Here is a 16,559-nt window from a genome sequence, read left to right as displayed (position 1 = left end):
GCCGAGCCTAGTCGTTCGACTAGCTCCTCCCAATCCAATGCTTGTAACGAATCGCTCATGGCCACGGTGAATCATCTGCAACCATCACCGTCAAGGCTAAGTTAGCGCATATGGGGCTTGACCCGAGCATCCACGCCCAGCCCCCCCCCTGCGCATCTACCGCCGCAGACTTTTCCAACACGGAGAAGGCCGCTGAACCTGCCACGGCAGCAGCTGTCGCCAGCAGTCGAGAATGGTTCTAAACGCCCTGTATTACAGCGCATTCATTTGCCATTCAGGTCGCGTGAGTACATATTCGGGGCACGTTGGCATTACCTTGAAAGCATAGCACATGGCCTTTCCTTTGAGCGTCGCAGCATTGGCCGCCGGACTGGTGGTATCGGCGCCCTCACCGGATGGCGCGGGCACCCTCGTTCATAGCGTGGCAGGCGATTGCAGTGCCGCCGCGGCCCAGGTTGTCGAGCAGACGGGCGGGCAGCTGCTGTCCGTGCAGCCGGTGGGCGATACCTGCATCATCACCGTTCTGGTGTCGGGCAACGGCCAGCGTCCACGCAAGGTGACGGTAAAGGTTCCGATGTAGGCGGAATCGGTCTATTCAGGACATAACCGATTTGAAGCGGACGAAGGCGGACCGATGCGCATTCTGGTAGTCGAAGACGACGTCAATCTGAACCGGCAGTTGGCCGACACGCTGAAGGAGGCGGGTTATGTCGTCGACCAGGCGTTCGACGGCGAGGAAGGCCATTTCCTCGGCGATACCGAGCCCTATGATGCCATCATTCTCGATATCGGCCTGCCGGAGCTGGACGGGGTCTCCGTTCTTGAAAAATGGCGAGGCGCCGGCCGCGGCGTGCCGGTGCTGATCTTGACGGCGCGCGACCGCTGGAGCGACAAGGTCGCCGGCATCGACGCAGGCGCCGACGACTATGTGACCAAGCCCTTCCATGTCGAGGAGGTGCTGGCGCGCATTCGGGCGCTGATCCGGCGTGCGGCCGGGCATTCCTCATCCGAGATCGTCTGCGGGCCGGTGCGGCTCGATACGAAATCTTCCAAGGCGACTGTCAATGGCACGACGCTGAAGCTGACCTCGCACGAATACCGTCTGCTCGCCTATCTCATGCATCACATGGGGGAGGTCGTCTCGCGCACCGAGCTGGTCGAGCACATGTACGACCAGGATTTTGATCGCGATTCCAACACGATCGAGGTTTTTGTCGGCCGTTTGCGCAAGAAGATGGGCGTCGATCTGATCGAAACGGTGCGCGGTCTCGGTTACCGCATCCAAGCGCCGAAACATGCGAATTAAGTCGCTCACAGCACGTGTGTTGCTGCTGACCACGGTCTGGTCGACGGTGGCGCTCGTGGTGATCGGCCTGTTGATCTCCACCCTTTACCGCAAGAGCGCCGAGCGTGGTTTCCAGGATCTGTTGCGGGCCCAGCTTTATAATGTCATCAACTCGGTGACCATAGGCGATCAGGGCGCGCTCAGCGGCAGCCCGCAGCTGGGCGACCTGCGCTTTGCCCAGCCGAAGACCGGCTGGTATTGGGTGGTGGAGCCGCTCGGCACCTATACGACGGCGCCGCTGGTGTCGCCCTCGCTCGGCTCGGCGCTCATTCCGGTGCCTTCGGTCGTCGAGGCGCCCTTCGACAAGAATTACGAACGCTACTACCAGGTGACGGATGCCTCCGGAAACCGCGTGCAGGTGGCCGAAACCGAAGTGGTGCTCGATACCGATGGGCGCGCCGCGCGTGTCCGCGTCACCGGCAATGTCGATGTCGTCGAGGACGACGTGCGCACCTTTTCCCACAGCCTCTATCTGGCGCTCGCCGGCTTCGGCGTCGGCAGCCTGATCGTCAATGCGCTGGCGATTCTCTATGGCCTGAAGCCGCTCGACAAGGCGCGGGCCGCCTTGGAGCGCATCCGCGCCGGCGAGAGCGAGCAGCTGAAAGGCGATTTCCCGCGGGAGATTCTGCCGCTCGCCAATGAGGTCAACGCGCTGATCGACAGCAACCGCCGCATCGTCGAGCGGGCCCGCATGCAGGTCGGCAATCTCGCCCATTCGCTGAAGACGCCGATCGCCGTTCTCCTCAATGAGGCGCGCGTTCTCGAAAAATCCCATGGCGAACTGGTGCGCAGCCAGGCGGAATCGATGCAGGGTCAGGTACAATCCTATCTGAACCGGGCCCGCATCGCCGCGCAGCGCGAATCCGTGCTCGCCCGCACCGATGCCGAGCCGGCGCTGGAGCGGCTGGTGCGCGTCATGCGCCGGCTGAACGTCGATACCGAATTCGATCTCGTCGTCTCGCCGCCGCATCTGGCCGTTGCCATGGAGCAGCAGGATCTCGAGGAGACGGTCGGCAACCTCCTGGAGAATGCGGCCCGTTTTGCCAAGAGCAAGGTCCGGCTTTCCGCCGTCGAGGCCGGCGACGACGTCAGGGGGGCTGAGGCGAGCGCGCGCCGCCACTGGGTGGAGCTCGCCGTCGAGGATGACGGGCCGGGCCTGGAGCCCGACCAGATCCGCGAGGCGCTGAAGCGCGGCCGCAGGCTCGACGAAAGCAAGCCCGGAACCGGGCTTGGCCTGTCGATCGTCACCGAGATTTCCGGTGAGTATCAGGGGCGGCTCGAACTCTCCCGCGGCGAATGGGGCGGGCTCAAGGCGAAGCTTATCCTGCCGGGCATCACAAAGGATGTTGCATGAGCAACTGCTTGATGTCACAAAGATACTGGCAAGCGTATAGCATGCTTTGCCTTAATGCTGACACGGGGACGCTGCACTTCGATCGGCTGAATTTGACCCCTGATCGTGGTTCGACGCAATGATTTTACGCTCGCAAGGCATGATCGCTTCCGCTCTTCTCGTCGCCGTCGCGCTCTCCGGCTGCACGACGACGAAAGGTGCCGCTTCACGCGGCATTTTTTCGAGCAAGCCCTCGGCCTCGGCCGCCTTCCTCACCGCGCTGCAGGGCGGCCTTGCCGGCCGCAGCGGCGTGACGCTGAACGATAGCGACAAGCAGCGGGCGCTGGAGGCGGAATATCGGGCGCTGGAAGGTGCGGCCGTCGGCCAGCCGGTGCTGTGGACCGGCAACGACGTCACCGGCAAGGTGGTTGCCGCCGCACCCTATCAGGTTGGCTCGCAGAACTGCCGGCAATATACCCATACGCTGACCGTCGACGGCAAGGACACCGTGGTGCGGGGCGCTGCCTGCCGCAACGAGGATGGCAGCTGGTCGCCGCTCGGCTAAATCAGGTGAATTGCGGCTTATAGCCTCAAATCTTCGTCATTCCGGCTTTGGCAGTTGGAATGGCGGCCCGCTTCACGTATTTGGGCCGATATGCTGTTCTGGATTCTCGTTGCCGTTCTGACGGCAGTCGTCGCTGCCATCCTGCTCTACCCCCTTCTGCGCGGTGCGAAGGCGGCGGAAAACCTCCGTGCGGGTGAGGCGGCGGTCTATCGCGACCAGCTGCGCGAACTCGACCGCGATCTCAATGGCGGGCTCATCACGCCTGAAGAAGCCGATTATGCCAGGGCCGAAATCGGCCGTCGGCTGATCGCCGTTTCCGCCGGCGAGTCGGAAGAGGCGCCGAAGCCCGCGCGGCATCACCGTTTCACCGAGGCCTTCGTGCTGCTCGTGCTGCCGCTTCTCGGGCTCTGTCTTTATTTGACGACGGGCCGGCCGGACTTGCCCGCGCAGCCGCTGGAAGCGCGGCTGGAAAATCCCGGCAACGATGTGGCGGTGCTGATCGCCAAGGCGGAACGGCACCTGGCGCAAAGCCCCGATGACGGTAAGGGCTGGGACGTGCTGGCGCCGATCTATCTCCGCACCATGCGGGTGAACGATGCGCAACTGGCCTACCGCAACGCCATCCGGCTGCTCGGCCCAAGCCCGGCCCGGCTCGACGGCCTTGCCGAGACGCTGATGGCCGTCTCCGACGGTGTGGTGACCGAGGAGACGCGTCAGGTGCTGGAACAGTCGCTGACGCTGGAACCGGACAATCCGCGCGCCCGCTTCTACGTCGCCCTCAGCATGGAGCAGGCGGGACGGTCCGATGAGGCGCGCAAGGCCTTCGAGGCGCTGGCGAAACAATCGCCGGCCGATGCGCCCTGGCTGCCGCTGGTCAACGAGCATATCGCCATGAATGGCGGCGCGCCGGCCGGTGCGGCTGCCCCGGGCGCCAATCAGGCTGCCCCCGGCAATCCCACGCAGCAGGATGTCGCGGCGGCCGAAAACATGAGCGCCGGCGACCGGCAGCAGATGATCCGCGGCATGGTTGAAAGCCTCGATGCCAAGCTTAGCGCAGAACCGAACAATTTCGAGGGATGGGTGCGGCTCGTCCGCTCTTACGCCGTCTTGAACGACAAGGATCGTGCCGCCGCTGCGCTGAAGCGCGGGCTTGCAGCCTTTCCGCCGCCCGGCGAACAGGGCAGGCAATTGCTGGCGATGGCCAAGGAACTCGGCATATCAACGGAAGGATTGTCTGAATGACCCGCAAGCAGAAGCGCCTGGCGGTGATATCAGGCGGCATGGGCTTCATCATTGCAGCGGTATTGCTGGTCATGTTCGCCTTCAGCCAGTCGGTCGCCTATTTCTACATGCCGGCCGATCTGGCCAAGACGCCGGTGGCGCCGGAAACCCGCATCCGGCTCGGCGGCCTCGTCGGCGAAGGCAGCGTCGTGCGCGGCGCCGGCTCGACCGTGGAATTTTCCGTCACCGACGGCAGCGCCAATGCCGTGAAGGTCCAATATACCGGCATTCTCCCCGATCTGTTCCGCGAAGGGCAGGGGGTCGTCACCGAAGGCATGTTTGCGCCGGGGACCAACATCTTTACCGCCGATACCGTGCTTGCCAAGCATGACGAGACCTATATGCCGAAAGACGTGGCCGACAGGCTGAAGCAGCAGGGGCTGTGGAAAGAGGGGCAAGGCGAGGAGGCGAAGGCGACGCAATGATCATCGAGATCGGCCATTACGCGCTGGTGCTGGCGCTGGCAACGGCGCTCATCCTTTCGATCGTGCCGGTCATCGGCGCCCGCCGCCACGACCGGGCGATGATGGATGTGGCGACCGTCGGTTCGCTGGCGATGTTCGCGCTTGTCGCCTTCTCCTTCGGCGTCTTGACCTATGCCCATGTCGTCTCCGACTTCTCGGTCGAGAACGTCTGGGAGAATTCGCATTCGCTGGTGCCGTTGATCTACAAATATTCCGGCGTCTGGGGCAATCACGAGGGATCGATGATGCTCTGGCTGCTGATCCTGACGCTGTTCAGCGCCCTGGTAGCCGTCTTCGGGCGCAACCTGCCGGAGACGCTGAAGGCCAATGTGCTGGCCGTCCAGGCCTGGATTTCGGTCGCCTTCACCCTGTTCATCCTGCTGACCTCCAATCCCTTCCTGCGGCTCGATCCGGCGCCGGCCGAGGGCCGCGACCTCAATCCGGTCCTGCAGGATATCGGTCTGGCGATCCACCCGCCGCTGCTCTATCTCGGTTATGTCGGCTTCTCCGTCTGCTTCTCCTTTGCGGTCGCCGCACTCCTCGAAGGCCGCATCGACGCCGCCTGGGCCCGCTGGGTGCGGCCCTGGACGCTCGCCGCCTGGACCTTCCTGACGCTTGGCATCGCCATGGGCTCCTACTGGGCCTATTACGAACTCGGCTGGGGCGGCTGGTGGTTCTGGGATCCGGTTGAGAACGCCTCCTTCATGCCCTGGCTCGCCGGCACCGCGCTGCTGCATTCGGCCCTCGTCATGGAAAAGCGCGAGGCGCTGAAGATCTGGACGGTGCTGCTGGCCATCCTCACCTTCTCGCTGTCGCTGATGGGCACCTTCCTGGTGCGTTCCGGCGTGCTGACCTCGGTGCATGCCTTCGCCAGCGATCCCTCCCGCGGCGTCTTCATTCTCTGCATCCTGCTGATCTTCATCGGCGGGGCGCTGTCGCTGTTTGCCTTCCGGGCGCCGAAGCTTTCGGCCGGCGGGCTGTTTGCCCCGATTTCGCGCGAGGGCGCGCTCGTCGTCAACAATCTGATCCTGACGGTCGCCTGCGGCACGGTGCTGACCGGCACGCTCTATCCGCTGCTGCTGGAGACGCTGACCGGCGACAAGATTTCCGTCGGGCCGCCTTTCTTCAACCTGACCTTCGGCCTGTTGATGGCGCCGCTGATCGTCATCGTGCCCTTCGGACCGCTGCTGGCCTGGAAGCGCGGCGATTTGCTCGGCGTTTTGCAGCGGCTCTATCTGGTTGCCGGTCTCGCCTTCCTTGCTGCCGTGATCTTCTTCTATCTCCAGCATGGCGGGCCGGTGCTGTCCGTGCTGGGGCTGGCGGCCGGGCTTTTCCTGATCCTCGGGGCCATCGCCGATCTCTGGTATCGCGCCGGCCTCGGCAAGGTTGAGGGTAACGTCGCCTGGCGCCGCCTGACCGGCCTGCCGCGGTCGGCCTTCGGCACCGCGCTCGCCCATGCCGGGCTCGGCATCAGCGTGCTCGGCATCGTCGCGGTGACGACCTTCCAGACCGAGCATGTCATCGAGATGAAGCCCGGCGAGACCACTGAAGCCGGCGGCTACAGCCTGCATTTCGACGGCATACAGCCGGCGACCGGGCCGAACTACACCGAGGAGCGCGGCCACTTCACCATTCGCCGCGCTGGTGTCGCAGTCGCCGATACCTGGTCGGCCAAACGCCTCTACACCGCCCGCCAGATGCCGACGACGGAGGCCGGCATCCTGACCTTCGGCCTCAGCCAGCTCTACGTCTCATTGGGTGACGCCACCAAGGATGGCGGCATCGTCGTGCGCATCTGGTGGAAGCCGTTCATCCTCTGCATCTGGGGCGGAGCGCTTGTCATGGCCTTCGGCGGCCTCGTCTCCCTCACCGACCGCCGCCTGCGCGTCGGCGCGCCACGGAGGAAGGCGAAGGCGGCAAAGCCGGCAGAGCCTGCCATGGAGCCGGCGGAATGATACCCCCACGGACTCCCTCATTCCTGTCCTCGGGCTTGACCCGAGGGATGTCACAGGAATCCAGCGCGCCCAAGTCCTTGGGCGCAGGAGACTCTTATTCGCCAAAAGGTTCATTCACGGCGCAGACGCGCCGTGGCTGGATTCCTGTGACATCGCTCGGGAGCCCTGAGGACACAGGAATGAGGGGAGGAGAGGTTCGGCGCATTCAGCAGTTATTGTCTTTTCTCTCTCGGTTCCTCATCGTCCTTTTTGTTCTTTTGGCGCCCTTCTCCGCCTTCGCCGTCAATCCCGATGAGGTACTGGCTGACCCGGCTTTGGAAGCCCGGGCGCGGGCCCTTTCGGCTGAACTGCGCTGCATGGTCTGCCAGAACCAGTCGATCGACGATTCCAATGCTGATCTCGCCAAGGACCTGCGCCTCTTGGTGCGCGAGCGCATCACCGATGGCGACAGCGACGAGGCGGTGCTGAACTATATCGTCTCGCGCTACGGCGAATTCGTTCTGCTGAAGCCGCGGTTCAGCATGAAGACGGGCCTGCTGTGGGGCGCCCCGGCGCTGCTGGTGCTCGCCGGCGGACTGTCGCTGCTGGTCTTTGCCCGCAGGCGCTCAGGCAAGCCGACGGGAAGTAAATTGACCGCGGATGAACAGTCGAAGTTGAACGATCTTCTGAAAAAGTAGGCGGTCCATCGGCGGCAATCGTCGGCTCCGGCGGATTGGCCGAAGCAAACATTTCAACATTACCAATTTTTCATTGGCCGGACAGTTCGCAGTAAGGTGCGCCATCCTATATCTTGATGCATCGACTGATCCGGCGCTGCCGGGCTGAAGATTTAAGAACAAGAGAAGGTGCTCCAATGCTCAAGAATTTCAACGGACGTCCGTCCCTCGCCACCGTGCTCAAGGCTTCTACCGTTGCCGGTATCGCGGCCGCTGTGCTCGCAACCGGCGTTCCGCTCGAAATCACCCGGTCCTATGCCGAAGCAGTCAAGGTTCAAGCACCTGCTGTCCCGAGCTTTGCCAATGTTGTCGATGCCGTTTCGCCGGCCGTCGTTTCCGTTCGCGTCGAAAATCGCGTCAATCCCGTCTCCGACAATGACGGCCTGTCCTTCGATTTCAACGGCCGCGGTTTTGACGATCTTCCCGACGATCACCCGCTGAAGCGCTTCTTCAAGCAGTTCGGCGGCCAGGAGCCAAATGATCAGCAGGGCCATCAGCGGCGCTTTGGCCAGAACGGCCCCGGCGGCCCGAACGGCCCCGGCGGCAAGGGCCGTCTGCGTCCGGTTGCTCAAGGCTCGGGCTTCTTCATCTCCGAGGACGGCTACATCGTCACCAACAACCACGTCGTGTCCGATGGCCAGGCCTTCGTCGCCGTCATGAATGACGGCACCGAACTCGATGCCAAGCTGATCGGCAGGGATCCGCGCACCGACCTCGCCGTGCTGAAGGTCGACGGCAAGGGCAAGAAGTTCACCTACGTCAACTGGGCCGACGACAACAACGTCCGCGTCGGCGATTGGGTCGTCGCCGTCGGCAATCCCTTCGGTCTCGGCGGCACGGTCACAGCCGGCATCGTCTCGGCCCGCGGCCGCGATATCGGCTCCGGTCCTTATGACGACTACCTGCAGGTGGACGCGGCCGTGAACCGCGGCAACTCCGGTGGCCCGACCTTCAACCTCAGCGGCGAAGTGGTCGGCATCAACACCGCGATCTTCTCGCCGTCGGGCGGCAGCGTCGGCATTGCCTTCGCCATTCCCGCCTCGACGGCCAAGGATGTCGTTGCCGATCTGATGAAGGATGGCCAGGTGTCGCGCGGCTGGCTGGGCGTCCAGATCCAGCCGGTGACCAAGGATATCGCCGAATCCATCGGTCTGTCCGAGCCGAGCGGCGCCCTCGTCGTCGCCCCGCAGGCGGGCTCTCCCGGCGACAAGGCCGGCATGAAGGCCGGCGACGTCGTCACGGCGCTGAACGGTGAAACGATCAAGGATGCGCGCGATCTCAGCCGCCGCATCGGTGCGATGCAGCCGGGCAGCAAGGTCGAGCTTTCGGTCTGGCGTGCCGGCAAGGCGCAGTCTTTGACCGTCGAACTCGGCACGCTGCCGGCCGACCAGAAGGATGCGAACGCCGACGACAACAGTCAGCCGCAGCAGCCCGAGGCGCCGGCGTCTGAAAAGGCGCTCGCCGATCTCGGCCTGACGGTCGGTCCCTCCGATGACGGCAAGGGCCTGGCGATCACCGGCATCGACCCGGACTCCGACGCCGCCGACAAGGGCATCAAGGAAGGCGAGAAGATCACCTCGGTCAACAACCAGGAGGTCACCACCGCCGCCGATGTCGTCAAGGTGCTGAACCAGGCCAAGAAGGACGGCCGCACCCGCGCGCTGTTCCAGATTCAGTCCAGTGAAGGAAGCCGTTTCGTCGCGCTTCCGATCAACGGCCAGGGCTGATCCTTTAAGACGACAGGAGCCGTGCGGGCGAGAGTCCGCGCGGCTTGATTCTTCTGACCTTTGAAGGATGATCGCGATGGGTGCCGCCCCGCAGGAAGATGCTTTGAGCCTTGCCGAAACGCCGCCGGTGGGTAATGTCGGCCGCATGAAGATTCTCATCATCGAAGATGATCTCGAAGCCGCGGTCTACCTCACGAAAGCCTTTCGCGAGGCGGGCATCGTCGCCGATCACGCCAGCGACGGCGAGGCCGGCCTGTTCATGGGGTCGGAAAATACCTACGACGTCATCGTCATCGACCGCATGCTGCCGCGCCGCGACGGCCTCTCCGTCATCAGCGAGCTGCGCCGCAAGGCGATCCATACGCCGGTTCTCATTCTCTCCGCGCTTGGTCAGGTCGACGACCGCGTCACCGGCTTGCGTGCCGGCGGCGACGACTACCTGCCGAAGCCCTATGCCTTCAGCGAGCTGCTGGCGCGTGTCGAGGTGCTCGGCCGCCGCAAAGGCACGCCGGAGCAGGACGTCGTCTATCGCGTCGGCGATCTCGAACTCGACCGGCTCTCCCACGAGGTGCGCCGCGGCGGCAAGGAAATCCCGCTGCAGCCGCGCGAATTCCGCCTGCTCGAATATCTGATGAAGAATGCCGGCCAGGTGGTGACCCGGACTATGCTGCTCGAAAACGTCTGGGACTATCACTTCGACCCGCAGACCAACGTCATCGACGTCCACGTCTCGCGGCTGCGCTCGAAGATCGAGAAGGACTACAGCCAGCCGCTCCTGAAGACCATTCGGGGTGCGGGGTACATGATCAAGGATGAGGGATGAGCCGCTTCAGGGTTCTCTTCAAGTCTACCGCAGTCCGTCTTTCGGCACTCTATATCCTGCTTTTCGCCATCTGCGCCGCAACGCTCGTCTTCTATGTGACGGCGATGTCGGAACGGCTGTTGACCGGCCAGATCCGCGATGCCGTCAAGCAGGAGGTGGAGCAGGTGCAGCGCGCCTATGACACCGGCGGCATGAATCTTCTGCTGCGCACGATGGAGCGGCGCGCTCGCCAGCCGGGCGCCAATCTCTATATCATCGCCGGTCCCTCGGGCGATATCCTCGCCGGCAACGTCGCCTCGGTGCAGCCGGGTGTTTTCGAGGAAATTGGCTGGACCTCGGCGCCCTTCGCCTATCAACGCTATACCGACGGCGGTGGCATCGAGCGCCGCCACAAGGCGATCGCCAATATCTTCGTGCTCGACAACGGCTTACGGATCCTGATCGGCCGCGATCTTGGCGACCCCGAGCGGTTTCGTCTGCTGGTGCGCCAGGCGCTGATGGTGGCGCTGGCGATCATGGGGCTCGGCGCGATCATCATCTGGTTCGCCATCGGCCGCAATGCGCTGAAACGCATCGACCGCATGTCGGATGCGAGCAAGAAGATCATGGCTGGCGACCTGTCGCAGCGCCTGCCGGTCGGCGGCTCCGGCGATGAGTTCGACCGGCTGTCGATGTCGTTGAATACGATGCTGGAGCGCATCGAGAAGCTGAATGAAGGTCTGCGGCAGGTCTCCGACAACATCGCCCACGATCTGAAGACGCCGCTGACGCGGCTGCGCAACAAGGCGGCCGATGCGCTCGACATGGCCGACGGAGAGACGCGGCGCACCGCGCTCGAAGGCATCATTTCTGAATCGGATCAGCTGATACGCACCTTCAACGCGCTGCTGATGATCTCGCGCGTCGAGGCGGGATCGGTGGCGGCGGAGATGTCGCCGGTCGAGCTTTCGGCGATCGTCTCCGACAGCGCCGAGCTTTACGAACCGGCGGCCGAGGAAGCCGGGCTCGGCCTCAGCGCCAGCGTCGAACCCGGTGTCGAGGTGCAGGGCAATCGCGAGCTGATCGGCCAGGCGATCTTCAACCTGCTCGACAATGCCATCAAATATTCCTCCGATACCGAAGGGGCAGGCACGGTGTCGCTGAAACTTGCCCGCCACCCGGACGGCATCTGCCTTTCGGTGGCCGACCATGGGCCGGGCGTTCCGGCCGAGAGGCGCGACGACGTGGTGAAGCGTTTCGTCCGCCTCGATGAAAGCCGTTCGAAGCCCGGGACGGGGCTCGGTCTTTCGCTGGTGGAAGCCGTCATGGAATTGCACAACGGCCGGCTGGAGCTCTCCGATACCGATCCGGACAAACCCGGACAGCGAGGCCTGACCGTCAGCATGATCTTCCCGGCCAAGGCGGCGTGAACTCTTCTCCCGATTGACCATCGGCTGAATCGCGTATTGGCGGTTTGCCGCCAAGACCCTAGTTTAATGCCGATCGAAGCAGACGGTTCGCGATTCCCTGTGGCCGTTTTCTTTCGCTTAGCCAGGGAGAGCGCATGCTGACGAAATCGACGCATGGCCTGAAGGATGTGGCCGAAGGGCTGCTGCGTCCGCTGAACCAGACGGAGCTGAAGCTGGCGATGGCCGATCTTCAGGAGGCCGGCAAAAGCGAGCCGTCGGTCGCCGCGATGCTGAAGACGGAAGGCCCGCTGCGCGATTTCATTGCCGCTGCGCTGACGCTGTCGCCCTATCTCCGCGAAATCGCCAATCTCGATCCGGCCATCCTCGCCGGCGCCATCACGCAGCCGCTGGAGCCGCAGATCGAGGCGCTGGTCGCCGAAGCGCGCGGCTGCTGGCGGCCGGAGGGCGAGGGAGCCGCACCGGCGGAATCGGCTGTGATGACCAGGCTGCGGATCATCAAGCGCAAGGTCGCCTTCCTGGTCGCGCTCGCCGATCTCTCGCGCATCTTCGACGGGCGGGCGACGACGGCGTGGCTGAGCGAGCTTGCCGAGGCTTCGGTCGCCGCCGCGATCGACCATCTGCTGCTGGCGGCCCATGAGGGCGGAAAGCTCAGGCTGCGCGATCCGGCGGCCCCGAGCGACGGCTCCGGGCTGATCGTACTCGGCATGGGCAAACTCGGCGCCTGCGAACTCAACTATTCCTCCGATATCGATCTGGTCGTCTTCTTCGATGAGGAGGCCGGCATCGTGCCTGCCCCCGATGACGCAATCGAGATCTTCCCCCGGATGATGCGGCGGCTGGTGCGCATCCTGCAGGAGCGCACCGCCGACGGCTACGTCTTCCGTACCGATTTGAGATTGCGCCCCGATCCCGGCTCGACGCCGCTGGCGATCCCGGTCGAGGCGGCGATGATCTATTACGAGGGCAGGGGCCAGAACTGGGAGCGGGCAGCCTTCATCAAGGCGCGCGCCGTCGCCGGCGACCTTGTGGCGGGAAGCGAGTTCCTGCGCGGGCTTTCCCCTTTCGTCTTCCGCAAATATCTCGATTATGCGGCGATCGCCGATATCCATTCGATCAAGCGGCAGATCCACGCGCATAAGGGCCACGGCGCAATCGCCGTCAAAGGCCACAACGTCAAGCTTGGCCGCGGCGGCATCCGCGAGATCGAATTCTTCGTCCAGACCCAGCAACTGATCGCCGGCGGTCGCATGCCGGCCTTGCGCGGCCGGGCGACGGAGGAAACGCTCGGTGAACTCACCAAGGCGAAATGGATCGATGCCGAGACGCGGGACGAACTGACGGAGGCCTACTGGTTCCTGCGCAATGTCGAGCATCGCATCCAGATGGTGCGCGACGAGCAGACCCACCTGCTGCCGGAGACCGATGGCGACCTGAAGCGCATCGCCTTCATGATGGGCTTTACCGATACGCCGAGCTTCGCCGAGCGGCTGGTCGGCGTGCTGAAGACGGTCGAGCGGCGTTATGCCCATCTGTTCGAGCAGGAAAGCAAGCTTTCCACCGGCACCGGAAACCTCGTCTTCACTGGCCAGGGCGACGATCCCGATACGCTGGAGACGCTGAAGAAGCTCGGTTTCACCCGGCCCTCCGACATCTCCCGCATCATCCGCACCTGGCACTATGGCCGCTACCGCGCGACGCAATCGGTCGAGGCGCGCGAAAGGCTGACGGAACTGGCGCCGGAGCTTTTGCGCGTCTTCGGCGAAAGCAAGCGCGCCGATGAAGCGCTGCTGCGCTTCGACAGCTTCATCTCCGGCCTTCCCTCCGGCATCCAGCTGTTCTCGCTGCTCGGCAGCAACCCGGCGCTGCTGTCGCTGATCGTCAACATCATGTCCTCGGCACCCCGCCTGGCCGAGGTGATTGCCGCAAGGCCCCATGTCTTCGACGGCATGCTCGACCCCGGCCTGATGGCCGAACTGCCGACCCGCGATTATCTCGGCGAACGGTTGAAGGGCTCGCTTGCCCAGGCGCGCCACTATGAGGAAGTGCTCGACCGGCTGCGCATCTTTGCCGCCGAGCAGCGCTTCCTCATCGGCATTCGCCTGTTGACCGGCGCGATCAACGGCGACATGGCCGCACGCGCCTTCACCCATCTCGCCGACCTCATCATCACAGCCGCGCTCGATGCCGTGGTGAGCGAGATGCGGGGGGCACATGGCGACTATCCCGGCGGACGCATCGCCGTCGCCGGCATGGGCAAGCTCGGCAGCTTCGAGCTGACGGCGGGGTCCGACATCGACCTGATCCTGCTCTATGACTATGACGACGCTGCCTCCGAATCCGATGGGGCAAAACCGCTCGACGCGACGCGTTACTTCACCCGCATCACCCAGAGGCTGATCGCCGCCTTGTCGGCGCCGACCGCCGAAGGCGTGCTCTATGAGGTCGACATGCGGCTGCGCCCTTCCGGCAACAAGGGACCGGTTGCCACCCGCATTAATGCCTTCGGCAAATATCAGCGCGAGGAGGCCTGGACCTGGGAGCACATGGCGCTCAGCCGCGCCCGGCTGATCTCGGGCGATGGCAGCCTGGTCGCCGAGGCGGAGCATATCGTCCGGGAGGTGCTATCGGCCGATCGCGACATCGCCAAGGTGGCGCATGACGTTGCCGAGATGCGCGAACTGATCGACACGGAAAAGCCGCCGTCCGGCCCATGGGACCTGAAACTGATCCCCGGCGGCGTCATCGATCTCGAATTCATCGCCCAGTACCTGGCGCTGATCGCCCCCACCAAGGGCGTCGGCATTGCCGTCAACGGCATGAGCACCGGCGAGGCTCTGAAGGTGCTGGGTGACCGGCTGATGGCGCCGGCCGATCTCGACATATGCCTCGAGGCTTTCGGCCTTTATACCAGCCTGTCGCAGTTGATCCGCCTGTCGATCGACGGCCTCTTCGATCCCGAGGACGCGCCGGCCGGCCTCGTCGAACTCGTCTGCCGCGCCGGCGACTGCCCTGACATCAAGACGCTGGAAGCGGAGGTGAAGCGGCTTTCGAAAGCGGTTCGGAAGATATGCCTGGCGACCGTGAAGGGCTGATAGACATCGATCCTCGATCGAAATCCTATCCGTTCTTGGAGATCTTATCCATTTTGCGCAACCAACTCTTCGTCTTCCACCGAAATGTAGGAGTTTGTTTAGCTTAACAGATTTCAATCGGCCTGACGCAATCCTTCATTGGGTTTGTGAATATTATCCCGCTTAGATTGCAGATAAACAGGTATACGATGAAAAATATTGAAGAGCAGATCAAACCTTGGAGCGATGCACAAAAGCGACTGGGTACCGAAGTTAGGGATCTCGTTCAAAAAAATCTGCGCCACGTCCTGACTTGCGCCTATCGCTCGGTCGATCCGAATTTCAAAGGGCTTTCGGAAGCGCTGTTTCAACAGGAACTGCGCAAGTTCAACCGTATCGCTACCGGCGATCTTTCCGCGCCGTATTTTACCGAACAGGCGGCGATTGCCCAAAACATCGCGCAGATGGTCGAATATCCCGCTTACCTCTCTGGCTACGCAATTTATGCAGCGGAACTCGTGATCACGCTCGTCGAAGCGTCGAAATGGAAAACCGCCGCCAAACGCCGGGAACTCCTTCGCAGCCTGTTGAATTCGATTTTTGTCGACGTGTCCGTTGCGATGCATCATTTTTTTGCGGAAATTTCCGCAACGGCAGAAAGAGAGCGCAGCGAATTCGATCGCCGGCTCAAGGAAAGCGAGACCGAGGCCGACCGGGTCTCCATGGCCAACCTCAGCGACGCGCTCACCGCACTTGCCAACCGGGATCTGAGTTACCGGATCGAGGCTGAGTTTCCCGCAAAGAGCGAGGCCGCCAAGACCAACTTCAACGGTGCGACCGAGGCTTTACTGGATGCCATGCTGCGCATCAGCGCGACAGCCGAGGAAATTCGCACCGGCACCGAGGAAATTGCCACAGCATCGGACGATCTCTCTCAGCGCACCGAGCGGCAGGCGAGTTCGCTTGAAAAGACGGCGGCTGCCGTCGAGGAAATCACCACGACCGTGCAACGCACTTCGCAGGATGCAAAACGGGCGAACGAGGTCGCATCCGGCGCCAAAGCCGATGTTGGCCGATCCGGCGAAATCATGAGCCAGGCCGAACATGCCATGAGCGAAATCGCCAAAAGCTCAGGGGAAATCAATCAGATCATCGCAGTTATCGATGAAATCGCTTTCCAGACAAATTTGCTGGCGCTCAATGCCGGCGTCGAAGCTGCACGTGCCGGCGATGCGGGAAAAGGCTTCGCCGTTGTCGCGTCCGAAGTGCGTGCTCTCGCGCAGCGTTCGGCGGAAGCCGCCAAGGAAATTCGCGGCCTTATCGCGGCAAGTTCGCAGCAGGTGAAACGCGGAGTCGAGCTTGTGGAAAATACCAGCCAGACGCTCGGAACCATTGTCAGCAAGGTCAACGAGATTGACAGTTTGATAGGCGCAATAGCAACCTCCGCGCAAGAACAGGCTGCCGGCCTGACCGAGGTGAACGCGGCAATCGTGCAGATGGATCAGGTTACCCAGCAGAATTCGGCGATGGTCGAAGAAACAACAACCGCTGCGTCCGATCTTCGAGCCAAGACGCGGCACCTCGCCGACCTGGTGAATAACTTCAAACTTGCCGCCGATCCCGTTCGTTCACGATCCATCATTCGCGGCAATATCGCCGCGTGATGCTCATAGGACGGTATGCCCTGCAGCGCGCCCGTTTTCAGGCGCGCAAGAGACGCTGCAATCCTGTGATTTCCGCAGAATTTAATCCTTAAATCGGTTCCGGTTTCAAGAATTATGCAGGGAACATCGTCGGGAATGCGCAACGAGGTCGGCGAGCGGGAGAAACGCCGCGCCGACTGCAACGGTTACCGACATTGCGCAACAGC

General features: G+C 63.1%; 13 protein-coding genes. All 13 read left to right on the top strand.

What is annotated here, in order from left to right; translation table 11 throughout:
- The first annotated feature begins 331 nt into the window (after nucleotides 1–331).
- The 13 genes from ATY75_RS05760 (at nucleotide 332) to ATY75_RS05695 (ending at nucleotide 16,353) form a co-directional block, all read left to right on the top strand.
- Entirely contained in the window at nucleotides 332–580 is a 249-nt protein-coding gene (locus ATY75_RS05760) for a hypothetical protein (RefSeq protein WP_003587696.1), read from the top strand.
- A gap of 54 nt (nucleotides 581–634) precedes the next feature.
- Nucleotides 635–1,306: a response regulator transcription factor gene (locus ATY75_RS05755; RefSeq protein WP_064837729.1), complete on the top strand. Its 672-nt coding sequence runs from the start codon at nucleotides 635–637 to the stop codon at nucleotides 1,304–1,306.
- Complete coding sequence (locus tag ATY75_RS05750) at nucleotides 1,296–2,699, top strand: HAMP domain-containing sensor histidine kinase (protein WP_064837731.1); 1,404 nt, start codon at nucleotides 1,296–1,298, stop codon at nucleotides 2,697–2,699. The genes ATY75_RS05755 and ATY75_RS05750 overlap by 11 nt, the downstream gene beginning before the upstream one ends.
- Before the next feature lie 118 nt (nucleotides 2,700–2,817).
- Nucleotides 2,818–3,243 carry a hypothetical protein gene (locus ATY75_RS05745; RefSeq protein WP_064837733.1) on the top strand — a complete coding sequence of 142 codons (426 nt, stop codon included), beginning with the start codon at nucleotides 2,818–2,820 and terminating at the stop codon, nucleotides 3,241–3,243.
- Nucleotides 3,244–3,333: 90 nt separating this feature from the next.
- The gene (gene ccmI, locus ATY75_RS05740; protein ID WP_088936779.1) at nucleotides 3,334–4,485 is read left to right on the top strand and encodes a c-type cytochrome biogenesis protein CcmI; all 1,152 of its coding nucleotides are present in this window, start codon (nucleotides 3,334–3,336) and stop codon (nucleotides 4,483–4,485) included.
- Nucleotides 4,482–4,949: a cytochrome c maturation protein CcmE gene (gene ccmE / locus ATY75_RS05735; RefSeq protein WP_088936778.1), complete on the top strand. Its 468-nt coding sequence runs from the start codon at nucleotides 4,482–4,484 to the stop codon at nucleotides 4,947–4,949. Before ccmI ends, ccmE begins: the two co-directional genes overlap by 4 nt.
- Entirely contained in the window at nucleotides 4,946–6,943 is a 1,998-nt protein-coding gene (locus ATY75_RS05730; RefSeq protein WP_088936777.1) for a heme lyase CcmF/NrfE family subunit, read from the top strand. The genes ccmE and ATY75_RS05730 overlap by 4 nt, the downstream gene beginning before the upstream one ends.
- A 215-nt stretch (nucleotides 6,944–7,158) precedes the next feature.
- Complete coding sequence (locus tag ATY75_RS05720; RefSeq protein WP_088936776.1) at nucleotides 7,159–7,620, top strand: cytochrome c-type biogenesis protein; 462 nt, start codon at nucleotides 7,159–7,161, stop codon at nucleotides 7,618–7,620.
- A 176-nt stretch (nucleotides 7,621–7,796) separates the two neighbouring features.
- Nucleotides 7,797–9,386, top strand: coding sequence for a Do family serine endopeptidase (locus tag ATY75_RS05715; RefSeq protein WP_064837745.1), 1,590 nt, complete (start codon nucleotides 7,797–7,799; stop codon nucleotides 9,384–9,386).
- 76 nt (nucleotides 9,387–9,462) lie between these two features.
- Nucleotides 9,463–10,209, top strand: coding sequence for a response regulator transcription factor (locus tag ATY75_RS05710; RefSeq protein ID WP_064837747.1), 747 nt, complete (start codon nucleotides 9,463–9,465; stop codon nucleotides 10,207–10,209).
- A complete protein-coding gene (locus ATY75_RS05705) occupies nucleotides 10,206–11,618 on the top strand; it encodes a HAMP domain-containing sensor histidine kinase (protein ID WP_088936775.1) in 1,413 nt (470 codons plus the stop codon). The genes ATY75_RS05710 and ATY75_RS05705 overlap by 4 nt, the downstream gene beginning before the upstream one ends.
- A 134-nt stretch (nucleotides 11,619–11,752) precedes the next feature.
- A complete protein-coding gene (locus tag ATY75_RS05700; protein WP_088936774.1) occupies nucleotides 11,753–14,710 on the top strand; it encodes a bifunctional [glutamine synthetase] adenylyltransferase/[glutamine synthetase]-adenylyl-L-tyrosine phosphorylase in 2,958 nt (985 codons plus the stop codon).
- Nucleotides 14,711–14,856: 146 nt separating this feature from the next.
- Nucleotides 14,857–16,353 (top strand): methyl-accepting chemotaxis protein, encoded by a 1,497-nt coding sequence (locus tag ATY75_RS05695; protein WP_245317535.1) that lies wholly within the window; start codon nucleotides 14,857–14,859, stop codon nucleotides 16,351–16,353.
- Nucleotides 16,354–16,559 lie beyond the last annotated feature (206 nt).

The sequence above is a fragment of the Rhizobium sp. N122 genome (genome assembly GCF_002211295.1).
In the GTDB taxonomy this organism is placed as follows: domain Bacteria; phylum Pseudomonadota; class Alphaproteobacteria; order Rhizobiales; family Rhizobiaceae; genus Rhizobium.
Note: the sequence above shows the minus strand (reverse complement) of the source record. Positions and strands in the feature narration are given on the sequence as shown.